We start from the raw sequence: 24,270 nt of genomic DNA on the forward strand, positions 1-24,270 counted from the left end.
AAACCATACTAGAAAATCACTAAATTTCACAAAATGGTTTTAAACAGCACCGCCGCCATGTCACTTATAAAAACCATATCACTTATAAAAATCTTTGTTACACCAAAACGCTAAAAAACAGATATCATAACAGCGATAAAAATCGTTCAGGAAAGTTATTGATTTTATTAAAGTTTTTTGAATTTAATTTTTTATGTTAGTTATACCATTACATTGATCGATTATCTTGCATGATATGGCATTACTTGTTGAACATTTCTGCAAAAAAGGAGGCGTTAAGCCTCCTATAGGGGATGAATTATTTTAGGGGGTAAGATCACGTTGCACAAATCAGCATGCAATGCTTATTTCATTTGAAACAGTGACATACTTTGCATTGTCATAAAGGTGTATTGTGCAGCTTGTAAATTTGCTTGTAGTATGGCGTATTCTGAAATGGCATCATACCAATCTACATCTTCAAATTGACTAATTTGTGTTTGAAATTCAATATCTAACGTTTTGCCTAGTGTGATTAGTCTGTTTACTTCGGATAATACCGAACCGCCTTCTGCTCTAAGCGTTGAAATATTGTTAAATGAATTGTCGACACCGTTGCGAGCTTTTGATAACCCTTCTCTAAATGCTTCAACACTTTTTTCATCATCATAATTTAAGTCTGATTTTAATGCATCGAGTGCATAATCAATACTGGCAAAAATATTGCTTTCTGCTGGTGAACCATCGGCATTTTTGACATTGGCATCAGTCATAAATACTTGAATACCTGTAAAACTTGCCGAGACCTCTCTTGAGTCATCAATCAGAACATTTACAGAGGTACTTCCACCAATATAAGTGACTTCGCCTGATTCATTTTTTATAAAAGGAGGTGTGTCATTTTTTTTACCAGCAAAAATGTAGTTACCGTTTGTGTCTTTTGAGTTAGCTAACGAAAGCAGTTGATCTTTTAAACCTTGTAATTTATTGGCAATATCTAGCCTATTTTCTTCATTTAATGTTTCATTAGCAGCATAAACTAAGGTTTCTTGAATTGATTGAATGACGGTGTTGATTTCCGACAAAAGCGTATCTTGGCGACTTAGTGTTTTTTCAGTACTTTCTCGCGTAGCTTGGAACTGCTCATTTTGAGCTTGCGCTTGTTTCAATATTAATGACTGTGCTGCTCCCATAGGATCATCTGATGGCGTTAAAATTTTTTTTCCTGTTGCTAGATGTAAACCAGATTTTTGCCATTTGCTATTAGTATTTAAAATACTTTGTGTATTTTTTTGATAGAGCGAGTTTGTACTAAGGCGCATTTTTTATCCTTTTATCATTTAGTTAAACTTAAAATGGTATCAAATAGTGTTGTTGCCGTATCAATCACTTTTGCATTCGCTTGGTAGTACTGCATATAAACTTGCATTGAGATATACTCTTCTTCAAGATTAACTCCAGATATTGATTGATTTTGCTCATAAATTTGCTGAGTTATATTTTGCGTTGATTGAGATGAAACTTTAGCTGTTTGAGTTTCGCTACCAATGTAACTCACTAAGGTTGTATAAGCACTTTTTAGCGTTGTTGTACCATTGATAAGTTTTTCATGTTGGATTTCTAATAATTTAGCAACATTACGATTATCGCCAGCGCCATTTTCTTCGTCATCAAAACCTGTTGCTAGTTTATTGACATCTTTAACCAACAGTTCTAATGACGAAGCAATATCCGCCACGGGTTTAATCATAAAAGAGTCACCACTCACTGCGTTACCGCTTATTTCAATAGATAGACCATCAAAAACCAATTTATTCCCTTCCATTTTTGGGGTTATTTGTTGATGATCGGATAATCTTGTGACAACCCAATCTTTGCCATTGAATTCTATTTTGTAATCAGATGCTTTTACATCTGTAACCGATGTAAACTCGATTTTAGCCGAGGCATTACCTTGATTTTTAGTATTGGTGATACAACTAGGATGGTTATAATCAAATAACTTTTCGCCTTGATTACCATTAATATCGATACCCGACATATGCACTTCGTTAAAGCGTTCTGCTAAATTGAGAGCGATTAAACCTAGTTGATTGCGTGCGTCGGTTAAAGGGCCTTCTCGAAAGGTTAATAGACCATTTAATGAGCCTGATGTGATGTTCTGACTAGTTAATTCCTGTGTTGCGCCTGAATGGTGTGTATAAATAATTGTATTGAACGAGGGATCATCTGCTGAAGGTTGGACTGATAATACATTTACAGAAGAACCTTGAACTAAATTTAATCCATTGGCTAATGATAAATTATATTGTCCGTTTTGCTCAGTAACGGTAATACCAATGATTTCACTCAGTTCGTTAACAAGTTGATCACGCTGATCAAGTAATGCATTGGGTTCAAGGCCGTTACCCACTGATTGTAGTTGTGAAATTTTTTGATTGAGATCAGCAATCTGCTGAGTATAAGTGTTGATTTTATCTACATTACTACTTAATTCAGTATTAATATTAGCGATTTGATTTTTTAAGTTCTTTTCTGTTTTATTAAACTGACTAGTTAACGATGCGAGATCACTAATCACCGTTTGTTTTGTTGATGCATCACCTGCATTTGAAGCTAGTTTATTTAAACTTGCAAAAAGGTTGTTGAGTTGTGATGAAATACTATTGTCATTTTCTGCCAATAGGTTATCGACTTTTGATAATTCATTATAATAGGCTTTAATTGAACCGCTTTGCGATTGTGATTGGCGCAGTTGTCCAACCACAAATTGGTTAAAGGCTCGGTTCACCGATGAAACCGAAACACCATTACCCACAAAACCAAAACTATGTTGAGTTCCATTAGCTTGACGTAAAATTTGCTGTTGACGATTGTAACCTGTTGTATGGGCATTACTAATATTATTGCTTATTACATTCAGCATATTTTGTGCAGCATTTAATCCACTAATACCTGTATTCATCAATGAATTTGTCATAAAAACTCCTAAATTTATAGTTTCAGTTAATAATATTATTATTAAACGAACGGGTTACTGTTTATATCGGCGCAATTCACCAAAACTTTAATTATTTTTTGGATAATGCCGTGGACGGTTTATCTTTTGATTATTGCTCGCTAGTGGATTGGCTTTGCTTTAAAAAATCAATACCTGTCATGTTGTTTTCAGACTCAATATATTCTTGTGCTGCTTTATTTAAGATCAAGATGCTAATACGACGGTTGGCATCATTACTGTAGTTTGGATTGTTTAAATTTACTGTATCGGCTAAGGCAATAATACGAATAATTTTGCTTGAATCTAAACCACCAGCAATAAGCTCTCTTCTTGATGAATTGGCTCTATCGGCTGATAATTCCCAGTTGCTATATCCTCGATCGCCTGTTGAGTATTGCCGTTCATCAGTATGTCCTGATAACGTAATTTTATTGGGTAATGAATTAATAATTGGGGCTAAAGTTTGCAGAATTTCTCGCATATTAGGATCGATTGTTGCACTACCTACATCAAACATTGGTTTATCGTCAGAGGCTAAAATTTGAATTCGTAAACCCATTTCAGTTAATTCAATAATAAGATTAGGTGCTAACTTTTTTAATTTTTCATCAAGATCGAAAATATCATAAATTTTTCGTGCCGCTTCAATCATTTGTATTTTTTCAAGTTGCTTTTTTTCAAATTCATTCTGTGACACAACATCATTTTTTTGTTCACCAAGCTGTTTACTCACATCATCGCCGCCACCAGGGATAGGGCTTTCACTATCACTAATGTTTTTACCACCATTGTAACCAATAATTAGAGGCGTTCTGAAGTATTCCGCAATGCCTTTCAACTCTTGTGGTGTAGATGTCGAAATTAACCACATGACTAAAAACAGCGCCATCATGGCAGTCATAAAGTCAGCATAAGCGATTTTCCATGAACCACCATGATGCCCACCACCATGCCCCGATTTTTTTTTAACTATTATTCTTACAGATTGATCTTTCATTACTCGTTATTTTTATTGATATTTTTATCTTTAATTTCTTGGATATATTTTTCTAATTCAAAAAATGACGGTCTTTCATGAGAAAATATCGTTTTTCGTCCAAATTCAATGCAAATTTGTGGTGAATAATCATGCATGCTAGCAATTAGTATGGTTTTTGTGCATTCTAATATTTTGATTACGTCGGCGTTTCTTTGTTTCAATAAAGCAGCTAATGGCGAAACAAATCCATAAGCAAGTAAGATCCCTAAAAATGTCCCAACCATCGCATGTGCAATAAGTTCACCAAGTTCACTAGCGGGTCTATCTGCTTGTGCAAGTGTATTAATAACTCCCATTACCGCTGCAACAATTCCAAATGCAGGTAGTCCATCGCCAATACTTGAAATGGCATCAACTGGTTTTTCAAGTTCATGAACAAAGGTTTCAATCTCTTCACTCATAAGTGTTTCGATTTCAAATACATCCATATTGCCGCTGATCATAAGTCGTAAGTAATCGGTGATAAAATCACAGATTCTAGGGTTATCTAAAATAAGTGGATATTGTTTAAATAATTCACTTTCATGGGGATTATCAATATCTGATTCGATTGATAATCCTCCATTTTGACGAATTTTGGTTAAAACGGTGTACATTAAGTTGATCAGTGTCAAATACAGATTTTTATTATATTTAGATGTTTTAAATAATGACCCTAGCGATTTGAGTGTTGCTTTTATCGTTTTTTGTTCATTACTGACAATAAAAGCACCAATTGCAGCACCACCAATAATCAATAACTCAAGTGGTTGAAATAGTACTGCTAAATAGCCACCACTAAGCACATAACCAACGAGTGCTGAGGCGATGACGACAATATACCCTATAATTATTAGCATTGACTTTCTTCTTTCTCCATAAAATAAAAGTTAACTTGCTGAAATATTTTTAATATTTATTTAAGCCGTTATTTGTGTGGCAACGGATGAATTTAAATTGCTTAATGTAGATAACATTTTCAGACACTTTTCATTATTTTCTTTTGGTGTCTTATGATTCTTGTCTGCCCTTGATGGTGGTTGGCATAAACTACAAGTAAACGTGTTTTTGGGGTGATAAGCATGTGTAATAAAAAGTCCACGACAAGCTGTACAGCATGATTGTTGCATAATATTTTTTTCAACAAATTTGACTAAAATCCAGGCTCTGGTTAATCCTAAAACAGGCTCCTCTTTGTGTGAAAATTGACACTGTTCCAGATAAAGTTGATAGGCTTTTAGGATTGTTTGAATGCCTGATTTTAGGCCGTTTTTAACTAAAAAAGCATAAGCATTATAAAAAATACTGGCATGGATATTCGGTTCCCATGTCATAAACCACGAAGTTGAAAAAGGCAATAAACCTTTAGGAGGAGGACAACCTTGAATCTCTTTATAAAGCTTAATCAGTTTATTTCGGCTTAAATTAGTTTCACTTTCCAACATTTGAATTCTACCACCAAGGGAAATTAATTTGATGGCAAGCTGGGTTTCTTGATATTTTTGAATAATACTTGTACTTGTCATTTTGTTTCCTTAGCTACTTATTAAGTGAGTCTAATAGCAAACTTGATAAAAGAATCCCTGTATGCATCTGCTTTATATCTCTAACTCGCGATTCTTCTGTCAGTTTTTTCATCATTTCTGCGTTTTCAAATCTTAATTGAAATATTAATTGATTGGTTTCTGATAAAACTAACATTTGAGAGGTACTTAAACTGCTAAGTATATCTGCTGTTTGTTCATCAATACCTAATCGATACATTGCCATCACTTTATCTTTTTCTATCATTTTCTGACTTAATAGTAGTGTCGACAAATTCAAATGATGTATACATTTAAGAATATCGTCATCTAATATATTTCCCAATTTTGCCACCAATCTATATTTATTTTATTCGCGTAAAAAAACGAATAAATAGTAAAATTAAAGTAAAATATTTTTTTATATGCGTAAAGTTACATTTTTAAACGACAAAGGTCAATAAAAAAATTATTTCAATTTATTTTCGATTGTTTGCATTTTATTTCACTTATTTTTTTATTTTTTCTAAAAAGTGAGTTTACTTTGTATTCTTTTTATTGCTTGGCTATGTAATTGGCTTACTCTTGATTCACTAATATCCATAACTTTACCAATCTCTTTTAAATTAAGATCTTCTTGGTAATAAAGTGATAAAACGAGTTTTTCTTTTTGAGGTAAATTTTCAATTTGTTGAATTACTGTATTACGAATTTCTTCATCTATTATGGCTAAAAAAGGGTTATTATCTTCTTCATTTTCAATAATGGCATCAATGTTATCGCCAAGTTTTTGATGAATTTCATCATATGAACATATTTGACTACAATTTGAATCTAATAAAATCTTACGGTATTCACTAATTGATAATTTTAAATATTGGGCAATTTGCTCATCGCTAGGGGATGTTCCTAGCTGTTTCTCTAACTCATTAATGGCTGTTGTGACATCTTTAATCTGTTTTCGAGTTTTTCTTGGCAGCCAATCACGGTTGCGTAGTTCATCTAGCATTGCGCCTTTAATTCTTGGTATGGCAAAAGTAGCAAAGGTATTACCTTGTGATTTGTCATAACGCTTTATTGTATCTAATAAACCGATATAGCCAACTTGTAATAAATCATCCAGTTCAACTGTTGTAGGTAAGCGAACAGCTAATTTTAAAGCTTCATTACGAACCAAATGAATATACTGTTTCCAATCGATTTGGTTTATTACACCATGCGAGTTATATAAGCTATTATCCATTTTTGAACCAATGTTAAAAAAGTGCTTAACCGTATTATGACGATAGTTGGTAAATTTAATGGGCAGAATAAAGGGGTAAAAAATAGCTAATTATAAATATTAGTCATAACAGCATTATAAAAACACCGTTATGACTATATGATAAACTTAGAATGACCAAAAATAGATGATCATAATTACTGTAATAAAGATAATACAGATTGTGGTACTTGGTTAGCTTGTGCTAATACTGATGTACCTGCTTGTTGTAAAATTTGACCACGAGTCATGTTTGATACTTCAGTTGCATAATCTGCATCTTCAATTCGGCTACGTGCAGAACTTAAGTTGTTTACAGTATTGTTGATGTTTGTTACTGTTGATTCGAAACGGTTTTGTACCGCACCAAGCTGTCCACGTAATGCATCAATTTTTGATAATGCTGCATCAATGGTTTTTAATGGATCTGCTGTTGGAGTTTCAGATACGTTAAAATCTTTTAAACCAAGCTCTGAACTATCAATTTTTTTCAAATTGATTTCAATGGTTTCGCCGTCATTTGCACCTACTTGGATTTTAAGTGTTTTATCTTCAGATAATACTTTAGAACCATTGAAATCAGTTTGTTTAGAAACACGATCAATCTCATCTAAACGTTGATCGATTTCATTTTGGATAGACTCTAAGTCACTTTTAGAGTTAGTACCATTTGCTGCTTGAACAGTTAGTTCACGAATACGTTGAACGTTGTTGTTGATTTCATTTAATGCACCTTCAGTAGTTTGTGCAAGTGAAATTCCATCATTTGCATTACGCGCTGCTTGAGTCAACCCTTTGATATTTGAAGAGAAACGGTTAGCAATAGCTTGTCCTGCTGCATCATCTTTTGCGCTATTAATACGCATACCAGAAGAAAGACGCTCAATTGCTGTACCAAGAACGCTTTGAGAGTTGTTAAGATTATTTCTTGCCATTAAAGACATTGTATTAGTATTAATTACTTGTGCCATTTTTATCTCCATTAATATAAATAATAAAATCAACGATATATTGATATTTTTTTCAATACTTTTGCTGATATATAACTTATCGGTAATAAAATAAGGAACTTTAGTTTTTTTAACATTTATATTTTTTAAAAAAGGTTATTTTTTTTCAAAAACTATAAATATTAATAAATAAATCATTATGTTATTTGTTTTATAAATAAATTTTCAATGGTTATTTTCTGTTCGTAAAAACAGACAGTTTCTTCCCTATTAAATAAATACTGAGTTGATGCTAAATTTTTAGAAAAACTAACCGATATAATAAATATTGAATAATTGTTATAGGCAGATTAAATCATGGCAATGAGTGCATTAGGGATTGGTTCTGGAATCGATCTGGGTGAAATTTTAAATCAATTAGAAGCAGCAGAAAAAACACGGTTAACACCAATCACTACGCAACAAAAGGCGATTAATGCCAAAATTAGTGGTTTTGGTAAATTAAAGAGTGCATTAACTACATTTAATACGGCAACCGCAAAATTACAAAAAAAGGAATTGTTTCAAAGTCGAACGGCAACGGGTAATAATGATTATTTTTCAGTAAAAGTAAATAGTAAAGCGGCATTAGGTAATTATGCTGTTACCGTGGATCAATTAGCGACTTCTCATGGAGTTGCAACATCAGCTATCAATGATAAAGCAACTCAGCTAGGTAATGGTAATGAAACACGAACTATTACTATTGAACAAGCAAATGGCGATAAGCTTGATGTAACATTATCTAAAGACGAAACCTCATTAGAAGCAATCGCCAACGCAATTAACAATGCTCAATTTGTTGATGAAAATGGAAAAACAAGCCCATCAACAATGAATGCTGCAGTTGTTCGTTCTGGAGATGGTCGTTATCAATTAGCTATTACTTCGAAAGAAACTGGTGAGTTACAAACTATTACCTCTATCACATCTGATGATGAGAAGTTAAATGAAATTATTGGGTTTGATATTAATCAACCGAACAATAGCCATATGACTGAAGTTTCAAAAGCGCAAGATGCTAAGTTTTCGTTTAATGGTATTGCTATAACAAGCAGTTCTAATACCGTCAAAGATGTGGTTGCAGGTGTAGATCTTACGTTAAAAGCAACGACAACAACCAGCCAAAATTTAGCGATAACTGCGGATGATGAAAAAGCCGAAGAAGCGATTAAAGAGTGGGTAGAGGCATTTAATCAGCTACAATCCACAATATCAACATTAACCCAGTTTACCGCTGATGAAAAAAATTCCAAGGAGCTAAACAGTAGTAATGGTCCGCTTGTTGGTGATGCAACATTACGTAATATAGATCAAAGTATTCGTTCCATATTTTCTAAAGGACAAGCTGGCGAGTTTTCGGTATTAGCTCAAATTGGTATTAATATGGACAAGAATGGTACGTTAACCATTAATGAAAATAAGCTAAAAAACGCACTGAGTGAAAACAGTGATGCCGTAGCGACATTGTTTACAGGTGATGGTAAAACTACCGGAATTGCTAATGAAGTTTTCGCCAAAGTTAGTGGGTTTATTGATAGTGATGGCATGATTGATTCAGCAACTAACGGTTTAAATGCAACATTAAAGTCATTGGATAAACGTCACGAGCAAGTAAGTAATTCAATTGAGCAAACTATTGAACGTTATCGAGTTCAATTTACTAAATTAGATGTTTTAATTAATTCTTTAGATAGTATGAGTAATTATTTAACAACACAATTTGATATGATGGCAAACTTAAAAAAATAGAGGAAAATAATGTATAAATTAGGTTCGAAAGCCTATGAACAAGTCAATTTAGAAACGCGTGTTAGTCAGGCTTCGCCGCATCAATTAATTGTTTTATTATTTGATGGTGCACTTAACGCAATTAAATTAGCAATTTTATATATTCAAAAAGGTAATATCGCAGGTAAAGGTGCGGCAATTTCTAAAGCAATTAATATTGTTGATAACGGTCTTAAAAGCTGTTTAGATTTAGAAAAAGGCGGCGAAATTGCCGAAAATTTAGATCGCCTTTATCACTATATTAGCCAACAATTAATCTTAGCCAATTTACATAATGATAAAGAAAAACTGCAATCTTGTTTTGATTTATTAAACAATATTGCTGAATCTTGGCGGGAAATTGCAAAATAAAAAAGGATGATTATGAAAGGAAATCAATTACTAGAACAATACGAACAATTTAATTATGTTATTGAACAAATGTTAATTAATGCAAGAGATGAAAACTGGGATTTATTAGTGAGTTGGCAAACGAAATATCTTCAATTATCAAAAGGAATTATGTTGGTTGATGATTTCGCTAGCATTGAAAATATGCCCCCGCAGCATCAAGATATTGTGCGTATGTATATTAAAAATATACTTAGTTATCAACAACAACTGACTCAATTGATCATTGCTCGTCATACTCAGCTTAGAGAGTTGATTGGTAAGCATGTTGATTATCAGAACAAAGTAGGAAATTACCAAAAAATTGCAAATTTAATATAAATTTTAGGAGCATTTGGTTCGGGCCTTATTTTTTATAATAAGGCCATAAAAATCTATTACTGTGTTGATTAAATATAGTATTTTATGCCAATGTGAATAATCATACATAAAACAGCCACACACAAAATATCGCTTTTTATTTTTTATCTAATAGAGGCTATGAATTAAACATTCATATTCATAATTTCTTGATAAGCAGCTACCAGTTTATTCCGCACTTGAATGCCAAACTGCAATGATACTGATGATTTCTGCATGCTAACCATTACCTCGTTTAGCGAAATATTAGTATCACCCATTTCAAATGCTGTAGCTTGTTGATTTGCTTGTATTTGCAATTGACTTATTTTATCCAAAGCCGTTTTTAGCTCTGAACCAAAGCTTTTTTTATCAGTAATATGCGCTTTTGGGGTAATAGAAGCTGACTCATTTAAATTAGCCAGTTCAATTGAGTTTAACATATTGATTGTATTCATCTTGATAATTATTTTTTCGTTTATTCTGCCAATGTATCGTTAAATTTATCATAAAAACAAAAAATCAAAGAGTTTAAGTAAGGGGAAAACTGTGCGCTTTTCTTGCCATTGAATTTTTTAAATACATGGATAATAAACTACAGAGTTAATCTAAATAGTTTAGAGTCAGGATGCTATGGCTAGCGAAACAGTCAATAATAAGGGCGAGTCAATTTTCAATAAGTTGCCTTTTGCCGATCAACTAAAACAAAACAAAAAAATGGCATTGTTAATTGCAGGTGTAATTACAATAGCTATTGTTAGTTTTATCTATTTATGGGCTAAGGATGAGTCTTATAGTGTTTTATTTAGTAATTTAAATGATAAAGATGGTGGCGAAATAATTAGTCAACTTGATAAGATGAATATTCCTTATCAGTTTTCTGCCTCAGGTTCGACAATCTTAATTCCACAAGACAAGGTGTATGATACCCGTTTACGTATAGCGCAACAAGGATTACCTAAAGGTGGTTCTGTTGGTTTTGAATTACTCGACAAAGAAAGCTTTGGTATGAGTCAATTCAATGAGCAAATCAATTATCAACGCGCACTAGAAGGTGAATTATCCAGAACAATATCGATCATCAGTAGTATTGATGATGCTAGAGTGCACTTGGCAATGCCAAAACCGTCGTTATTTGTTCGTGAGCGAAAATCACCATCAGCTTCTGTTGCATTAACTTTACTACCAGGCCGAAGTTTATCACAAGGTCAAATCGAAGCTATTATTCACTTAATTTCAAGCAGTGTGCCTGAATTACAGGCAGATAAAGTGACTATCATCGATCAGCATGGTCATTTATTAACGGGTGAAGGTTACCGAAACAGAAATACGAATGTTGCTCAACTCGAATTTAGTGAACGGATTGAAGAGAGTATTCGCCAACGAGTAGAAAAGATTATTATACCCATTCTAGGTAAAAATAATGTTAAAGTACAAGTTAATGCCGATGTTGATTTTAGTCGACAAGAATCAACATCAGAAACGTATGATCCTAATAGCGATATTGCGAATCAAACTATTCGTAGTAAGCAGAAAATGGAAAACCAACAATCCGCCAATAGTTATGGTATAGGTGGTGTGCCTGGTGCGCTATCTAACCAACCGTTGCCAACGTCTAGTGCACCGATTGATGCAGATGAAACAAAAACCGCATCGACTGAAAAAACAGATAAAGCGCAATCTTACAACCTACAATCAAATAATACAGTCAACTTTGAAGTAAACCGGCAAGTTATACACAGTCAAATACCAGAAGGGCGAATTAAACGCTTATCTGTTGCCGTTTTAGTTAATTATAAATTTGTCACAATCGAACCCAGTGAAAATGAATCTGAATCTGATGATAGTCAGGAGCCAGCTAGTACTGAGCAATGGGTAAAACTAGATAACGATGAACTTAAAAATATTGAGTTGTTAGCCCGCCAAGCGATGGGATTTTCAGATGTACGTGGTGATTCACTCACTGTAGCCAACTTAAAATTCACCGATCAACAATTAGATGAAGATAACAGCCTGGCATTTTGGAAAACCAATGAATTTTATCAAACGGTTAAAAATATTGGTAAGTATTTGATTTACACTTTGATTTTATGGGTTGTTTGGCGAAAAGTATTACGTTCGCTATGGGTAAAAGTACAACGACAATATCTAATTTTAAGTGATAAAACCACTGACGCATCAACTGTTGCCGAGGAAAAATTAGATTATAAGGCGCACAGTAAACAACAGCAGAAAATATTTGAAGATAACATGCAACAACAGCAATACATCCGCAAAGTTGTCGAAAAAGATCCTCGTGTTATGGCATTGATAATTCGTGGCTGGATGAATAAGGAGGACACCGAACAATGAATTTAAGTGAGTCTCAAAAAGCGGCCACCGTATTAATGGTATTAGGTGAAGAGCTGGCTGCAAAAGTGATGCAGTATTTAAGTTCGAAGGAAGTACAGCAAATCAGTGGTGCAATGATGTCATTGCCTCAGCTTTCTCAAGAACAGTTAAAAAGTATACTTAATGAGTGTCAAGGAACACTTGATGATTGTGCTGTTTTAAATACAGACACTGATGGATACTTACGTACAATACTTGAAAAATCCATTGGTAGTGAAAAAACCGAACGCTTACTTGACGATCTATTAAATACTGATCGTGAAGAAGCAACTGACGGTCTTGAAATGCTGAATTTTGTTGATGCTGCACGAGCGGTTGATCTTGTTAAAAAAGAACATCCACAAATTATTGCGACAATATTAGTGCATTTAAATCGTGATTTAGCGGCTGAAATTTTGAATCTATTTGATGATGAGTTACGTAATGACGTTATGTTGCGAATAGCCACATTTGGTGGTGTTGAACCATCAGCGCTTAAAGTGTTATCAGCATCATTATCAACGTTATTACATGGTCAAAATATTAAACTGAATAATATGGGTGGAATTCGTACAGCGGCTGAAATTATTAACTTAATGAAATCTCAGCAAGAAGAGCAAGTTATCAACTCATTACGTGATTATGATGGTGAGCTTGCACAGAAAATTATTGATGAAATGTTCTTATTTGAAAATCTTGTTGAAGTGGATGATAGAAGTATCCAACGTCTACTTAAAGAAGTCGATAACGAAGTACTCATCATCGCCTTAAAAGGTGCGTCAACAGCATTACGTGACAAACTATTAAGTAACATGTCGCAACGTGCCGCATCGATTTTACGTGAAGATCTTGAAAACAGACCGCCAGTACGTTTATCGCAAGTTGAAACCGAACAGAAGAAAATTTTGGTTATTGCGCGTCGATTAGCAGAAAGTGGCGAAATGATCTTAACTAGTGGTGATGATGAATACGTATAATCAATCCAATCAATTGAACTGGCAACCACTAAATTTTCGGGATTTAGCTACATGTTCGCTATCGAATGCAAACGAAAACGAAAACAAAGCGATAGAGCAAACCGAAGTTAGTGTGTTACAGCCTGATCTTGAGATTGAACCAGAGCCAGAATCAGAACTTAATACCGAAAATTCAGAATCCGCAGTTATCCAACAAACATTGGAGCAATTAAAGCAGGAAGTGGAAACACAAGCCTACCAAGAGGGCTTTAATTTAGGTCAAGAGGCGGGATTTGAAGAAGGAAAAAAAGCAGGTTACGAACAAGGCTTTCTTCTTGGTCAACAAGAAGGGCGAGAGCAGATTGAACAACAATTGAATGATGAAAAACACAAAACTATTTGCGCTATAACGGATATATCTAATAATTTTGCACAATCAATTAATGATATTGATGAATTAATCGTACCTAAGTTGTTTGATTTAGCGTTAATTGCTGCCGAAAAAACAGTCGGCAGTCTTACTAAAATCAAACAAAAACAACTAATGCATACGATAAAAATATTGGTCGATCAGTGTTCAATTTTGTCAGAACCTATGTCATTACACCTTAATCCCACTGATTGGCAATGGTTAGAACCCATGCTTAATGGAGAAAACTTACAATATCAGTGGCAACTCATTGCAGACCCTAACATTGAAATAGGGGGCTGTAAAATTTTTACTGACACCAACGAAATTGATGCCAGTGTCAACAATCATTGGCAAATCATGTCTGACTGTTTGCAACAGGATGATCATTAACGTGAAATATTCATCTTTATGGTCAGATAAAATTACCCAAGCGACACAGCGACTGGAATCTTTATCTTTAATTCGTCAATATGGGCGCTTGGTCAAAGCATCGGGACTAGTCCTTGAAGCGGTTGGATTAAAATTACCTTTAGGATCTAACTGCCTAGTTGAGCGACAAACAGAGGGGCAAATTGAGCCTGTTGAGTGCGAAGTAGTTGGCTTTAAAGATCAAACGCTTTATTTAATGCCCTTTGAATCAACAGACGGTATTTTATTGGGTGCACGAGTTTATACTAAACAATATGATCTAACACACTTTAGCCATAAAGTATTGCCAGTAGGCATGGGGTTATTAGGTAGAGTTGTTGATGCCATGGGTAAGCCGTTAGATGGCAAACCTTTACCAGAACATATTGAGTATGCGGGGTTAGCAAGTAAATCACTTAATCCATTACAACGAACGCCAATCCACCAAGTATTAGATGTTGGTGTAAGAGCAATAAATGCGTTACTGACCGTAGGGCAAGGGCAACGAATGGGCTTATTTGCAGGATCTGGCGTGGGTAAAAGTGTTTTGCTTGGTATGATGGCGCGTTATACTCAAGCGGACATCATTGTGGTTGGTTTGATCGGTGAACGAGGTCGAGAAGTTAAAGACTTTATCGAAAACATATTGGGTGAAGAAGGTTTAGCTCGAGCGGTTGTGGTTGCTGCACCGGCTGATGTATCCCCCTTATTGCGCTTACAAGGTGCGGCCTATGCCACTAAAATTGCTGAAAGCTTTCGTGATCAAGGGTTTAACGTTTTATTGATTATGGACTCATTAACTCGTTATGCCATGGCACAACGAGAAATTGCCTTAGCAATTGGCGAACCCCCTGCGACGAAAGGATATCCGCCTTCGGTATTTGCAAAATTACCGGCATTAGTTGAAAGAGCAGGTAATGACGAAAGCGGTAAAGGTGCAATTACTGCCTTTTATACGGTATTAACTGAAGGTGACGACCAACAAGATCCGATTGCTGATTCTGCGCGAGCAATTTTAGATGGGCATATTGTATTATCACGAGCACTTGCCGAATCAGGACACTATCCTGCTATTGATATTGAAGCTTCGATTAGTCGAGTTATGACCGACCTAACCCCCCCCGAAGACGAAAAAAAATCACGATTATTTAAAAAACTGTTTTCAAGTTTTCAACGAAACCGTGATTTAATCAATGTCGGTGCTTATGTAGCGGGTACTGATCCTTTATTAGACAAAGCAATAACACTATATCCCACAATGCAAAAATTTTTACAACAAGGTATTTATGAACACTGCAGTTATCAAGATGCCTATCAACAATTAGCGGACATAGTTGCACCGCAACTAACTCGTTAGGAATCGTGTGCTATGAATAAACATTCATCAAAAATAGCCTTTACTACATTAAAAAAACTGGCACAAAAAGCGGTTGACGATAATTTAATGAAGCTAAAAAGCGCGAATGAGAATCAACAAAATGCACAATCACAGCTTAATGCGTTAACGGATTATTATGTTGAATATCAACAAAAATTAAATAATGCCTTATCTGAAGGCATAAAAGGCAGTGAGTTAAGCAACTTTACATCGTTTATTGCGTCTATTGAGCAAGGCATTGAGCAACAAAAAAAATTGTTGTTATCGTTAGATCTCAAACAAAAGCAAATTATAAAAAACCTTAATCAATCGCAAAAAAACGTAAACACGTATGCCACATTACTCAACAAACAGCATAACCAATATTTACGACAGCAAAATCGGTTACAACAAAAACTGACAGATGAATTTGCGCAATTACAATTAGCAAGGAGAATATTAAATGAATATTAATCTGATTAATGATTTAAATCTTACCGCTTCTCGCCCATCAGAACTTGTTGAAACCGATAGCATGGTTAACGATAATGATCATTTTCAGCAACTATTGCAATTTAGTGAAAACCCAACAGAGAAAAATAAAAAAATAATTAATGCCAAGTCAAATGGTGAGAATGAGGAACATCAAGATAACGATGCCGACATGTCATTTATCGCCATTTATCCTTTTAATAGCGTACCACAACATCAAATGCATTCTACTTTGCTTGATGCAACTGGACATAGTGATCTCGACATTGATCAAAATTCATTAATAACGGGTAATATAAATACTGATTCATTAGGGGATTTATCGACTGATACTGCAACAAATGAGCAGGCAACAAAGTTGCTTTCTTCTATTTATGGTAGTGAAGACTTAATTAATAAAACGAATTCACAAATCGATGTCATGCTATTAGCGGATAATAAAAAAGAGGTAAAGCCAGCGCTTACTCGTAAGCAAGCGGCAAACATTAGGGGCGAGTTTAATTCTAATATAAATCACACTAAAAATAAGCAAAATGCGAGTAATATCATTCAAAAAATAGATAATTTACAAACTCAATTTGCAACCAATAATTATAATCCAGATGCGACTGAATATCACAATAAAGAATTTTTATTAGCACCGAATACAAATGGGCCGAGTTCGTTATTATCGTCAGTAAATGCTACGGTAAAGCCATCGACAATAAACCTAGCAACACAAGTTAGCAATGAACAATGGCAAACCTCGCTAACTGAACAAATTGTTATGTTTAATCGTCAAAACCTTAAAACTGCTGAAATTAAACTACAGCCTCAAGAATTAGGATCTTTGCACATTAAACTTGAAATAAATGACGATAAAATGAACCTGAATATGATGGCTGCACATCATGTTGTTAAGGGAATGTTAGAATCGGCATTACCTTTTTTAAAAACATCACTAGAACATCAAGGCATTACACTAGAACAAGCCAATATTGGTGACTTTTCGATGATGAGCGATTCACAACAATCAGCCATGCATCACCCTAAAAAAAATAGCCAACCACAAAGAGAAATATTACTTGATACGGCAGATGATAATATTGATCCAATTCACTTTGAAAACCGATCACTAAGTACAAGAATCAGTATTCTTGCTTAAAGCTTATACAAGCTCAATGGAGTAAAGCGTTTAAATAGGTAATGTTTTATTGCCTATTCTTCAAATCAATTTTAAAAATATGATTTATTATTCTTGTCGCTATAGACACTAAATGAATTGTAGAACCTTTTAAATATTATAGAGACAAGAATAAACATGCCAACAACCAAAAAGAAATCAAGTATTTTAAATTTATTTCTTATTCTTATTACACTGTTAGCAGTAGGCGCTGCAGCTTATTTGTGGTTTCAAAAAGGTTCACACAGCACAATTAAAGAACCAGAAGAGCCTGAAGTCACATCGCCTGTATTTTTAACATTAAAGCCATTTACTCTTTCATTGCCTGCTTCGGAAGAACGTATCGACATTAACAAAACGCTATATGTCGGTATTGTTTTACGTGTGGCGAATGAAGACCAAAAAACAGTGTTATTAGATTATTTACCCGAAGTAAGAAGCGATGTACTACTTTTAACCTCAAAACAATATGTTAATAATCTAAAACAAGAAAAAGGAAAAATCGATTTACAAGAGCAGATAAAAACTGCCTTATCCCGACAATATGATGCAAAACATTTTGTTAAGATTGATGAAGTGCTATTTACTGATTTTATTATACGGTGATTAACATGTCTGATAATCATGAATCAACAACAAGCCTTGATGAAAATAACAACGAGGAGCAAACCTTAGATTGTTCATTAATAACAGAAGAAAATTCTGCAAACAATTCAAAGGTTGACGCTGCATTCAATTTTCCTACATTGGGTAAAACGCCCAATGTAAAACCCTATGATCTATCCGTTAAACATCGCTTTATTCCTGAGCGTTTAACTGCATTAGAAATCATTAATGAACGTTTTGCTCGACAATTTCGAATTGGTTTATTTAACCGATTACGTCGCAATACCGATGTGATAGCATCTCCCGTTGAACCACTTACATTTGAAGAATTTTCTGAAATTTCGTCGGCAACGCATTTAAATCTTGTACACCTTAACCCATTAAGAGGTGCAAGCTTATTTTCATTTTCGCCTGAATTGGTTTTTATTATTGTTGATTCCTTATTTGGTGGCGATGGACACTCGACTCAAATTGAAACAGAAGGACGAGAGTTTACCCACACAGAACAGCAAATTATTAAAAAAGTCTTAGAGTTAGCATTAGTTATCTATCAAAACTCATGGGCGGATGTTTACTCGATTGAAACCGAATATATTCGCTCTGAAATACAAAGTAAATTTACCAATATCACCAATTCGCCTGATGATATTGTTTTAACAAGCAACTTTAAAGTCGAAGTCGGTAATAGTAAAGCAACTTTTTGTGTTTGCATTCCTTATTCAATGGTTGAACCTATCAAAGAGCTGCTCATCAAACCACCGATTGAGCAACAAACTTACCAAGATGATAATGTTTGGATGAGCTCGCTAACTAGCGGAATCAAACAATCTGCGGTCGAACTAGTCGCTAATTTTGCTACTGTCAATACTTCTGTAGCCAAATTATTAGCCTTAAAGACTGATGATGTTTTAATGATCGAAAAACCCACAAGCCTTGATGTCACCGTAGGGGGCGTACCTATTTTAACGGGGCATTATGGCAAAATGAATAAACAATATGCAATTCAAGTTGAGCAGGTCATTAACCCTGTATTAGAGCAATTGAATGAAGGAGTTTTTAATGACGGATATCAAACAAAATAGTGATGACAAACAACCATCTAATATAAATAGTGACCAAATTATCACTCAAGAGACCATTTTTGAAACACTATCGCCACAGCAAACAGAAGATAAAAAAAATGATATCAATTTGATCCTTGATATTCCTGTAAATTTAAGCGTTGAATTAGGCAGAACTAAAATGGCTATTAAAGATCTCTTAAATCTAACCCAAGGCTCGGTCATAGCTTTAGATGGTCAGATAGGCGAGCCATTAGATATATTAATTAATGGCTACTTAATTGCTCAAGGTGAAATTGTTGTTGTGGGCGATAACTACGGTGTACGCATTACCGACATTATTACCCCAGCAGAACGAGTAAGAAGATTGAGTCGCTAATGACAAGCAAACAATCCTCTTTAGAACAACCAACTATTGGTACAACAAGCACTTTATTGGCACCTTCTTCTGAATTAAATATCTATACCGAAGTGGGATCATCAATGGGGCTAATGCTAATTGTGGTCATTGGTTTTATTTTATTATGTGGATGGCTAGCTAAACGAATGGGCTGGAAAAAAAAATCCCACCAATGGTTAGATATCAAAGCGACATACAACATTACCCCAAAAGAACGCATTATTATGGTTCATGTTGATAATCAATTATTAATTGTTGGGGTTACGCCACAACAAATGACACTACTTCACACCATCGATGAACAACGCACTCAAACGCTACTTAAACAAAATGTAACAGGTAAAAACTCGGCTCAAAATAATGCATTTCAACAAATATTACAAGCTGCGTTGAAAACCAAAAAGGAGTAACAACAAGTGCGATCAAATTTAACTATTTTACTAAGCTTATTGTTATTTAGTCTGCCAAGCTATGCTGAAACATCCACATTATCAGCTATCGCACAACCACTCAGTAGTGAACAAGGTTGGGCATTACCCGTTGAAACATTAGTATTTTTAAGTTTACTTACTTTTATTCCTGCCATATTACTTTTGATGACCAGCTTTACACGCATCATTATTGTACTAGGATTATTACGTAATGCACTTGGCACACAGTCAGCACCACCTAATCAAGTTATTTTAGGTATTGCGCTTTTTATGACCTTTTTTATTATGTCACCAGTGGTTGATAAAATTTATGAAGAAGCTTATGTACCTTACTCGCAAAATCAAATTACTATGCAAGAAGGCTTAAACAAAGCAAGCAAGCCATTACAACAATTTATGTTAACCCAAACGCGAGAAAACGACCTAGCGCTATTTGTCAACATGTCTCACACCAATAACATTCAAACCCGTGACGACATTCCATTAAGAGTGCTTGTTCCAGCTTTTGTTGTCAGTGAATTAAAAACAGCATTTCAAATTGGTTTTACTATTTTTATTCCTTTCCTAGTGATTGACCTTGTGGTTGCTAGCACACTTATGGCATTAGGTATGATGATGGTGCCACCAGCGACCGTGTCTTTACCGTTTAAATTAATGTTATTTGTCTTGGCTGATGGATGGCATCTATTGCTAGGTTCATTAGCGCAAAGCTTTTTTAGTTGAGTCACACCATGTCACCAGAATATATAAGCACCTTAGCAATACAGGCAGTAAAAGTTGCCGCATCACTTGCAGGGCCAATATTACTCGCTGCTTTAATTACGGGGCTTATTATTAGCTTATTACAAGCGGCAACACAAATTAACGAAATGACATTATCGTTTATACCTAAAATTATTGCCGTTGTTGTCGTCTTAACCTTATGGGGGCCAACCATGTTATCGACCATGATTGACTACCTACAAACTGTCATTACTGACATACCTAATTTAACACGTTAACTATAATGGATTTTGATAGTAATAGTTTATTTAATATTGATTTCTTTTCTTTTGTGCAAAATAGTTTTTTCCCTTTTGTGCGTATATTAGCGTTAATTGCGACTGCGCCTATTTTGGGTGAAAAAGAGATCCCAAACCGTGTCAAAATAAGCCTAGCCTTACTTATTACCATTTTACTACCGCTACCAAATCTTGATGACAGCATCAAAATATACTCTTTAATGGGGGTTATAATCACAGCTCAACAAGTCATGATTGGCGTACTAATTGGCTTTACTATGCAATTGGCGTTTATGGTCATGCGGTTTGCTGGTGAATTAATTGGCATGCAAATGGGGCTAGGAATGGCAACTTTTTTTGACCCAATCGGCGGACCATCGACATCGGTATTATCACGCCTAATAAACCTTATTGCATTATTAACATTTTTAAATCTTGATGGACATTTATGGCTACTCTATGGCATATCAAACAGTTTTGACATTATTCCCATTGGATTAATGTCATTGCAAGCAAATGGATATTTGGTACTGATCGAAATCAGCAAACTACTATTTATTAACGGTATTATGCTAGCACTTCCCTTAATGACCTTACTGCTAATTGTCAATATATCACTAGGGCTACTTAACCGAATGACACCACAATTATCAATCTTTGTTGTCGGCTACCCTGCAACGCTATTATTAGGATTATGTATGCTCACTTACCTAATGACAACATTACCAGCATTTGTAGAATTTGTTTTTGAACAAATGTTTGAAAAAATTTCGAACGTGTTGTGGTATTTAAAGTGGTGATATTGATAACGGATTAAATTAAAAAAACAAAATAAAAACTTCAATAAAATCAATAACTTTCCTGACCATTTTTTAGCAATAAATTAAATTAAGCCATGATGTTTAAAAAACTGTATCAATGCTGATAGACCAACATTGACACAGTATTTAGCTTTTTTCTATTAAGCCTTTTTAACAAAGCAGGCTTTTAGCATGATTTTCATACCATCAACTTTACAATCAATTTCGTGATCGCCTTCGACTAAACGAATACCTTTCGCTTTCGCACCTTTTTTAAGCACTGTTGATGATCCTTTTAATTTAAGATCTTTAATCAAAATAATATCATCACCATCGGCAAGTAAGTTACCATTACTATCTTTGACTTGTAATCCATCGTCAGAAGCCGCAACTTCGTTTGGATCCCATTCATGCGCACATTCAGGGCAAACATAAAAAGTACCGTCGTGATAAGTATGCTCCGATTGGCAAGCAGGGCAATTAGGTATAGATTCCATGGGTTATCATTCTTCCAAATTAAATAAAATGACGCTTACTATAGCAAAAAATGCTATTAAGTCATAGCATTCAGCGCTAAGTTTCTATTAACTGCTTTTATTTATACATAGACATTATCAATATTAATCCACCCCACAACATAACAAATCTTTACAATAAATTAACAAAAAAAGTGGCAGATTATTCGCCATCAAGCTATAATTTTAAGGCTTATTCAAGCAGGGAATCGCTCAAAAATAAAGCGAACGGATAGAAAAATCGAGAAAAAACAAGAAATTACTTGACAGGGAATAAAAAATGCATTACCATGGTTGGCATCTGGCATCTGGCATCTGGCCTGCCAAACCTATGCCCTAAATCTTATTGATTCGCACAGTGGCCAAAATAGGGCGCCACAGTTATTTTCATTACCGAAGTCATTTCGCGTAGCGAAATCGACGCCGTCATCGGCAAAATTACCGCCGATATTCAAGTGGTTACTCAAACCGCCATTACTATTTAAATCACCATTATTATCAAAATCGGCATTATTCTTAGCGCCATTGTTGTTATTGTCATATACGCAGGATACAGAGGCGTTAACGGCTTATACTTCAAGGGCTATCGAGGGGAGTGCGCCGTATTTAACGTTTGATAATGGACAGACAAAATTAACGAATACAGACCGTTTATTGTCAATAAAGTTGCAGGATGGCACGGTATACACAAGGTCAACCAACCCATCCACGCCAACTAATCCAATCAGGTTGCCATATGTGGGGAGTAACTTAAGTCATATAGAGACGATAGTACCACCATCAAGGAGTTCAATCACGATGAATGATTTGGTCAGTCAGGGTTATTGGGGTGATGATGATGGAGACGGACAGGGAGTAGGTGGAGTAACGGCATCGGGGAGTATATCGGTGGCGTTTAGGGATAAAAACGGTAGAACGGTTAATCGCAGCGATGCATTAAGTATATGTAGTGCACCTTATAAGGTAACTTTAACAAGTACAGGTGGCACATTAAGTACGCAGTATGGGGTGCCAAGGAGTAGTAGTTTTAGTGGCGCAACGGTGGATTATTATATTAATCCATATGATTATGCAGGTATTTGTTCGGTCAGGCCGAATTTGTTGTTTGGTGGAACAACTGGCATCATTTCTGGGGACAACCCCCGCTATGCAGGTCCTGCTAACATATGGTCTCCTACTAAGGGCTTTTTAGTTCAGTCAACGAGTCCATCATCTTACGACAGGAACTTTCCTACTACAGGAGCAGATGGCTTGTATTTTGATTTAGATATAGGTGGATTAGACGCAAGTCAGTTAAGTTGGACAGTTAACACAAGTGGAAGTATAAGCGCAACGGTGAGTTGGACAAGGCCTCGTTCTGGTACATTCAGAGACCCTGCTGGGTATACTGTCCAAGCTGATAAATGGATTAGTGATAAATCCAAAAATGTAACACGGGTAACGTTGCATGGTCCAAGGGCAAGTAGTAGTCAAATAAGCTCAGGTAATCCAAGTCGACTTACACGTCCATCTTTGCCACAGACTTTCGAGTTGGTGGGAAGGGATAGAAGTGGTAATGAGGTTCGGTATGGATTTGTGTTAAAGCAGTGGTTCGTCCATCGTGGTAATAAACTGGATAGCGCTTTTACTCAAACAGCATGGTGTAGAAGTTTGGGTTATCGTATGGTACGGGTAAGGGATTTAACCAATTCAAAGTGGTACAATTTAGGCGCCTCACCTCGTTCATCAGGTAATGATTACATGCGTCACATAGGAGCAGGATTTTTCACGGAGTGGGGCTACATGAACTACTACGCTGATGCGGGCTTCTCCGCCGACGCCTACTGGACGAGTGACGTTTCAAGTAGCGACCAGTTCCTTGTCTTCGCGTACCTCGGCACCGTCACCAGCCTCAACGCCAGGGACTCCAACAATGGCCTTTGCACCGCACCTTAGCTTTTAGCGTTTAGTTCTTAATCCTTAGGGCGCGGGGGGCGATTATGGTGCCTGAGGGGATAATATAAAAAAG

General features: G+C 35.2%; 27 protein-coding genes. 17 read left to right on the forward strand and 10 right to left on the reverse strand.

The window, feature by feature from the left end:
- Positions 1-344: 344 nt before the first annotated feature.
- The 8 genes from flgL to GQ596_RS05735 form a co-directional block, all read right to left on the reverse strand.
- Positions 345-1,301, reverse strand: coding sequence for a flagellar hook-associated protein FlgL (flgL, locus tag GQ596_RS05700; protein ID WP_160400715.1), 957 nt, complete (start codon positions 1,299-1,301; stop codon positions 345-347).
- Between the two features lie 14 nt (positions 1,302-1,315).
- The gene (gene flgK, locus GQ596_RS05705) at positions 1,316-2,959 is read right to left on the reverse strand and encodes a flagellar hook-associated protein FlgK (protein WP_160400716.1); all 1,644 of its coding nucleotides are present in this window, start codon (positions 2,957-2,959) and stop codon (positions 1,316-1,318) included.
- Between the two features lie 130 nt (positions 2,960-3,089).
- Positions 3,090-3,977: a flagellar motor protein MotB gene (gene motB / locus GQ596_RS05710; protein ID WP_160400717.1), complete on the reverse strand. Its 888-nt coding sequence runs from the start codon at positions 3,975-3,977 to the stop codon at positions 3,090-3,092.
- Positions 3,977-4,858, reverse strand: a complete 882-nt coding sequence (gene motA / locus GQ596_RS05715) for a flagellar motor stator protein MotA (RefSeq protein WP_160400718.1) — start codon at positions 4,856-4,858, stop codon at positions 3,977-3,979. Before motA ends, motB begins: the two co-directional genes overlap by 1 nt.
- Before the next feature lie 60 nt (positions 4,859-4,918).
- Complete coding sequence (flhC, locus tag GQ596_RS05720) at positions 4,919-5,524, reverse strand: flagellar transcriptional regulator FlhC (RefSeq protein WP_160400719.1); 606 nt, start codon at positions 5,522-5,524, stop codon at positions 4,919-4,921.
- A gap of 13 nt (positions 5,525-5,537) precedes the next feature.
- Positions 5,538-5,858: a flagellar transcriptional regulator FlhD gene (gene flhD / locus GQ596_RS05725; protein WP_160400748.1), complete on the reverse strand. Its 321-nt coding sequence runs from the start codon at positions 5,856-5,858 to the stop codon at positions 5,538-5,540.
- A 189-nt stretch (positions 5,859-6,047) separates the two neighbouring features.
- The gene (locus GQ596_RS05730; protein WP_160400720.1) at positions 6,048-6,764 is read right to left on the reverse strand and encodes an RNA polymerase sigma factor FliA; all 717 of its coding nucleotides are present in this window, start codon (positions 6,762-6,764) and stop codon (positions 6,048-6,050) included.
- A gap of 176 nt (positions 6,765-6,940) precedes the next feature.
- Positions 6,941-7,753 (reverse strand): flagellin, encoded by an 813-nt coding sequence (locus GQ596_RS05735; RefSeq protein WP_160400721.1) that lies wholly within the window; start codon positions 7,751-7,753, stop codon positions 6,941-6,943.
- A 336-nt stretch (positions 7,754-8,089) separates the two neighbouring features.
- On the opposite strand from GQ596_RS05735, the gene fliD reads away from it, so the two are divergent.
- The 3 genes from fliD to GQ596_RS05750 are packed head-to-tail and all read left to right on the forward strand — an operon-like array spanning position 8,090 to position 10,273.
- Positions 8,090-9,523, forward strand: coding sequence for a flagellar filament capping protein FliD (gene fliD, locus GQ596_RS05740; protein ID WP_160400722.1), 1,434 nt, complete (start codon positions 8,090-8,092; stop codon positions 9,521-9,523).
- A gap of 9 nt (positions 9,524-9,532) precedes the next feature.
- A complete protein-coding gene (gene fliS / locus GQ596_RS05745) occupies positions 9,533-9,913 on the forward strand; it encodes a flagellar export chaperone FliS (RefSeq protein WP_160400723.1) in 381 nt (126 codons plus the stop codon).
- A gap of 12 nt (positions 9,914-9,925) precedes the next feature.
- On the forward strand, positions 9,926-10,273 hold the full coding sequence (locus GQ596_RS05750) for a hypothetical protein (RefSeq protein WP_160400724.1): 348 nt from the start codon (positions 9,926-9,928) through the stop codon (positions 10,271-10,273).
- A 164-nt stretch (positions 10,274-10,437) separates the two neighbouring features.
- On the opposite strand, the gene fliE is transcribed toward GQ596_RS05750, so the two are convergent.
- Positions 10,438-10,749 (reverse strand): flagellar hook-basal body complex protein FliE, encoded by a 312-nt coding sequence (fliE, locus tag GQ596_RS05755; RefSeq protein ID WP_160400725.1) that lies wholly within the window; start codon positions 10,747-10,749, stop codon positions 10,438-10,440.
- 175 nt (positions 10,750-10,924) lie between these two features.
- On the opposite strand from fliE, the gene fliF reads away from it, so the two are divergent.
- From fliF to fliR, 13 genes are all read left to right on the forward strand, one after another.
- A complete protein-coding gene (gene fliF, locus GQ596_RS05760) occupies positions 10,925-12,643 on the forward strand; it encodes a flagellar basal-body MS-ring/collar protein FliF (RefSeq protein ID WP_160400726.1) in 1,719 nt (572 codons plus the stop codon).
- Positions 12,640-13,638, forward strand: coding sequence for a flagellar motor switch protein FliG (gene fliG / locus GQ596_RS05765; RefSeq protein ID WP_160400727.1), 999 nt, complete (start codon positions 12,640-12,642; stop codon positions 13,636-13,638). Before fliF ends, fliG begins: the two co-directional genes overlap by 4 nt.
- The gene (locus tag GQ596_RS05770; RefSeq protein ID WP_160400728.1) at positions 13,625-14,419 is read left to right on the forward strand and encodes a FliH/SctL family protein; all 795 of its coding nucleotides are present in this window, start codon (positions 13,625-13,627) and stop codon (positions 14,417-14,419) included. Before fliG ends, GQ596_RS05770 begins: the two co-directional genes overlap by 14 nt.
- Positions 14,409-15,794, forward strand: coding sequence for a flagellar protein export ATPase FliI (gene fliI, locus GQ596_RS05775; RefSeq protein ID WP_202112548.1), 1,386 nt, complete (start codon positions 14,409-14,411; stop codon positions 15,792-15,794). Before GQ596_RS05770 ends, fliI begins: the two co-directional genes overlap by 11 nt.
- A gap of 12 nt (positions 15,795-15,806) precedes the next feature.
- Positions 15,807-16,268 (forward strand): flagellar export protein FliJ, encoded by a 462-nt coding sequence (fliJ, locus tag GQ596_RS05780; RefSeq protein WP_160400730.1) that lies wholly within the window; start codon positions 15,807-15,809, stop codon positions 16,266-16,268.
- Positions 16,258-17,430, forward strand: coding sequence for a flagellar hook-length control protein FliK (locus tag GQ596_RS05785; protein ID WP_160400731.1), 1,173 nt, complete (start codon positions 16,258-16,260; stop codon positions 17,428-17,430). Before fliJ ends, GQ596_RS05785 begins: the two co-directional genes overlap by 11 nt.
- Positions 17,431-17,586: 156 nt before the next feature.
- Positions 17,587-18,054 carry a flagellar basal body-associated FliL family protein gene (locus GQ596_RS05790; protein ID WP_160400732.1) on the forward strand — a complete coding sequence of 156 codons (468 nt, stop codon included), beginning with the start codon at positions 17,587-17,589 and terminating at the stop codon, positions 18,052-18,054.
- A 5-nt stretch (positions 18,055-18,059) separates the two neighbouring features.
- A complete protein-coding gene (gene fliM, locus GQ596_RS05795) occupies positions 18,060-19,136 on the forward strand; it encodes a flagellar motor switch protein FliM (RefSeq protein WP_160400733.1) in 1,077 nt (358 codons plus the stop codon).
- On the forward strand, positions 19,114-19,494 hold the full coding sequence (gene fliN / locus GQ596_RS05800) for a flagellar motor switch protein FliN (RefSeq protein ID WP_160400734.1): 381 nt from the start codon (positions 19,114-19,116) through the stop codon (positions 19,492-19,494). Before fliM ends, fliN begins: the two co-directional genes overlap by 23 nt.
- Complete coding sequence (gene fliO / locus GQ596_RS05805) at positions 19,494-19,925, forward strand: flagellar biosynthetic protein FliO (protein ID WP_160400735.1); 432 nt, start codon at positions 19,494-19,496, stop codon at positions 19,923-19,925. Before fliN ends, fliO begins: the two co-directional genes overlap by 1 nt.
- A 6-nt stretch (positions 19,926-19,931) precedes the next feature.
- Positions 19,932-20,669 carry a flagellar type III secretion system pore protein FliP gene (gene fliP, locus GQ596_RS05810; RefSeq protein WP_160400736.1) on the forward strand — a complete coding sequence of 246 codons (738 nt, stop codon included), beginning with the start codon at positions 19,932-19,934 and terminating at the stop codon, positions 20,667-20,669.
- Positions 20,670-20,677: 8 nt separating this feature from the next.
- The gene (fliQ, locus tag GQ596_RS05815) at positions 20,678-20,947 is read left to right on the forward strand and encodes a flagellar biosynthesis protein FliQ (RefSeq protein WP_160400737.1); all 270 of its coding nucleotides are present in this window, start codon (positions 20,678-20,680) and stop codon (positions 20,945-20,947) included.
- A gap of 5 nt (positions 20,948-20,952) precedes the next feature.
- Entirely contained in the window at positions 20,953-21,747 is a 795-nt protein-coding gene (gene fliR / locus GQ596_RS05820) for a flagellar biosynthetic protein FliR (RefSeq protein ID WP_160400738.1), read from the forward strand.
- A 161-nt stretch (positions 21,748-21,908) separates the two neighbouring features.
- Here the strand turns inward: fliR and GQ596_RS05825 are convergent, their stop codons facing one another.
- Positions 21,909-22,244, reverse strand: a complete 336-nt coding sequence (locus GQ596_RS05825; protein ID WP_160400739.1) for a zinc ribbon domain-containing protein YjdM — start codon at positions 22,242-22,244, stop codon at positions 21,909-21,911.
- Between the two features lie 312 nt (positions 22,245-22,556).
- On the opposite strand from GQ596_RS05825, the gene GQ596_RS05830 reads away from it, so the two are divergent.
- The gene (locus GQ596_RS05830) at positions 22,557-24,197 is read left to right on the forward strand and encodes a hypothetical protein (protein WP_160400740.1); all 1,641 of its coding nucleotides are present in this window, start codon (positions 22,557-22,559) and stop codon (positions 24,195-24,197) included.
- The last annotated feature ends 73 nt before the right edge of the window (positions 24,198-24,270 follow it).

It is taken from the genome of Gilliamella sp. Pra-s60 (assembly GCF_009795755.1).
GTDB lineage: Bacteria > Pseudomonadota > Gammaproteobacteria > Enterobacterales > Orbaceae > Gilliamella.

Bases quoted from the DNA above. Each gene is read 5' to 3' on its own strand.
- flgL (WP_160400715.1), bottom strand. From the start codon at position 1,301: ATGCGCCTTAGTACAAACTCGCTCTATCAAAAAAATACACAAAGTATT.
- flgK (WP_160400716.1), bottom strand. From the start codon at position 2,959: ATGACAAATTCATTGATGAATACAGGTATTAGTGGATTAAATGCTGCA.
- motB (WP_160400717.1), bottom strand. From the start codon at position 3,977: ATGAAAGATCAATCTGTAAGAATAATAGTTAAAAAAAAATCGGGGCAT.
- motA (WP_160400718.1), bottom strand. From the start codon at position 4,858: ATGCTAATAATTATAGGGTATATTGTCGTCATCGCCTCAGCACTCGTT.
- flhC (WP_160400719.1), bottom strand. From the start codon at position 5,524: ATGACAAGTACAAGTATTATTCAAAAATATCAAGAAACCCAGCTTGCC.
- GQ596_RS05730 (WP_160400720.1), bottom strand. From the start codon at position 6,764: ATGGATAATAGCTTATATAACTCGCATGGTGTAATAAACCAAATCGAT.
- GQ596_RS05735 (WP_160400721.1), bottom strand. From the start codon at position 7,753: ATGGCACAAGTAATTAATACTAATACAATGTCTTTAATGGCAAGAAAT.
- fliD (WP_160400722.1), top strand. From the start codon at position 8,090: ATGGCAATGAGTGCATTAGGGATTGGTTCTGGAATCGATCTGGGTGAA.
- fliS (WP_160400723.1), top strand. From the start codon at position 9,533: ATGTATAAATTAGGTTCGAAAGCCTATGAACAAGTCAATTTAGAAACG.
- GQ596_RS05750 (WP_160400724.1), top strand. From the start codon at position 9,926: ATGAAAGGAAATCAATTACTAGAACAATACGAACAATTTAATTATGTT.
- fliE (WP_160400725.1), bottom strand. From the start codon at position 10,749: ATGAATACAATCAATATGTTAAACTCAATTGAACTGGCTAATTTAAAT.
- fliF (WP_160400726.1), top strand. From the start codon at position 10,925: ATGGCTAGCGAAACAGTCAATAATAAGGGCGAGTCAATTTTCAATAAG.
- fliG (WP_160400727.1), top strand. From the start codon at position 12,640: ATGAATTTAAGTGAGTCTCAAAAAGCGGCCACCGTATTAATGGTATTA.
- GQ596_RS05770 (WP_160400728.1), top strand. From the start codon at position 13,625: ATGAATACGTATAATCAATCCAATCAATTGAACTGGCAACCACTAAAT.
- fliI (WP_202112548.1), top strand. From the start codon at position 14,409: ATGATCATTAACGTGAAATATTCATCTTTATGGTCAGATAAAATTACC.
- fliJ (WP_160400730.1), top strand. From the start codon at position 15,807: ATGAATAAACATTCATCAAAAATAGCCTTTACTACATTAAAAAAACTG.
- GQ596_RS05785 (WP_160400731.1), top strand. From the start codon at position 16,258: ATGAATATTAATCTGATTAATGATTTAAATCTTACCGCTTCTCGCCCA.
- GQ596_RS05790 (WP_160400732.1), top strand. From the start codon at position 17,587: ATGCCAACAACCAAAAAGAAATCAAGTATTTTAAATTTATTTCTTATT.
- fliM (WP_160400733.1), top strand. From the start codon at position 18,060: ATGTCTGATAATCATGAATCAACAACAAGCCTTGATGAAAATAACAAC.
- fliN (WP_160400734.1), top strand. From the start codon at position 19,114: ATGACGGATATCAAACAAAATAGTGATGACAAACAACCATCTAATATA.
- fliO (WP_160400735.1), top strand. From the start codon at position 19,494: ATGACAAGCAAACAATCCTCTTTAGAACAACCAACTATTGGTACAACA.
- fliQ (WP_160400737.1), top strand. From the start codon at position 20,678: ATGTCACCAGAATATATAAGCACCTTAGCAATACAGGCAGTAAAAGTT.
- fliR (WP_160400738.1), top strand. From the start codon at position 20,953: ATGGATTTTGATAGTAATAGTTTATTTAATATTGATTTCTTTTCTTTT.
- GQ596_RS05825 (WP_160400739.1), bottom strand. From the start codon at position 22,244: ATGGAATCTATACCTAATTGCCCTGCTTGCCAATCGGAGCATACTTAT.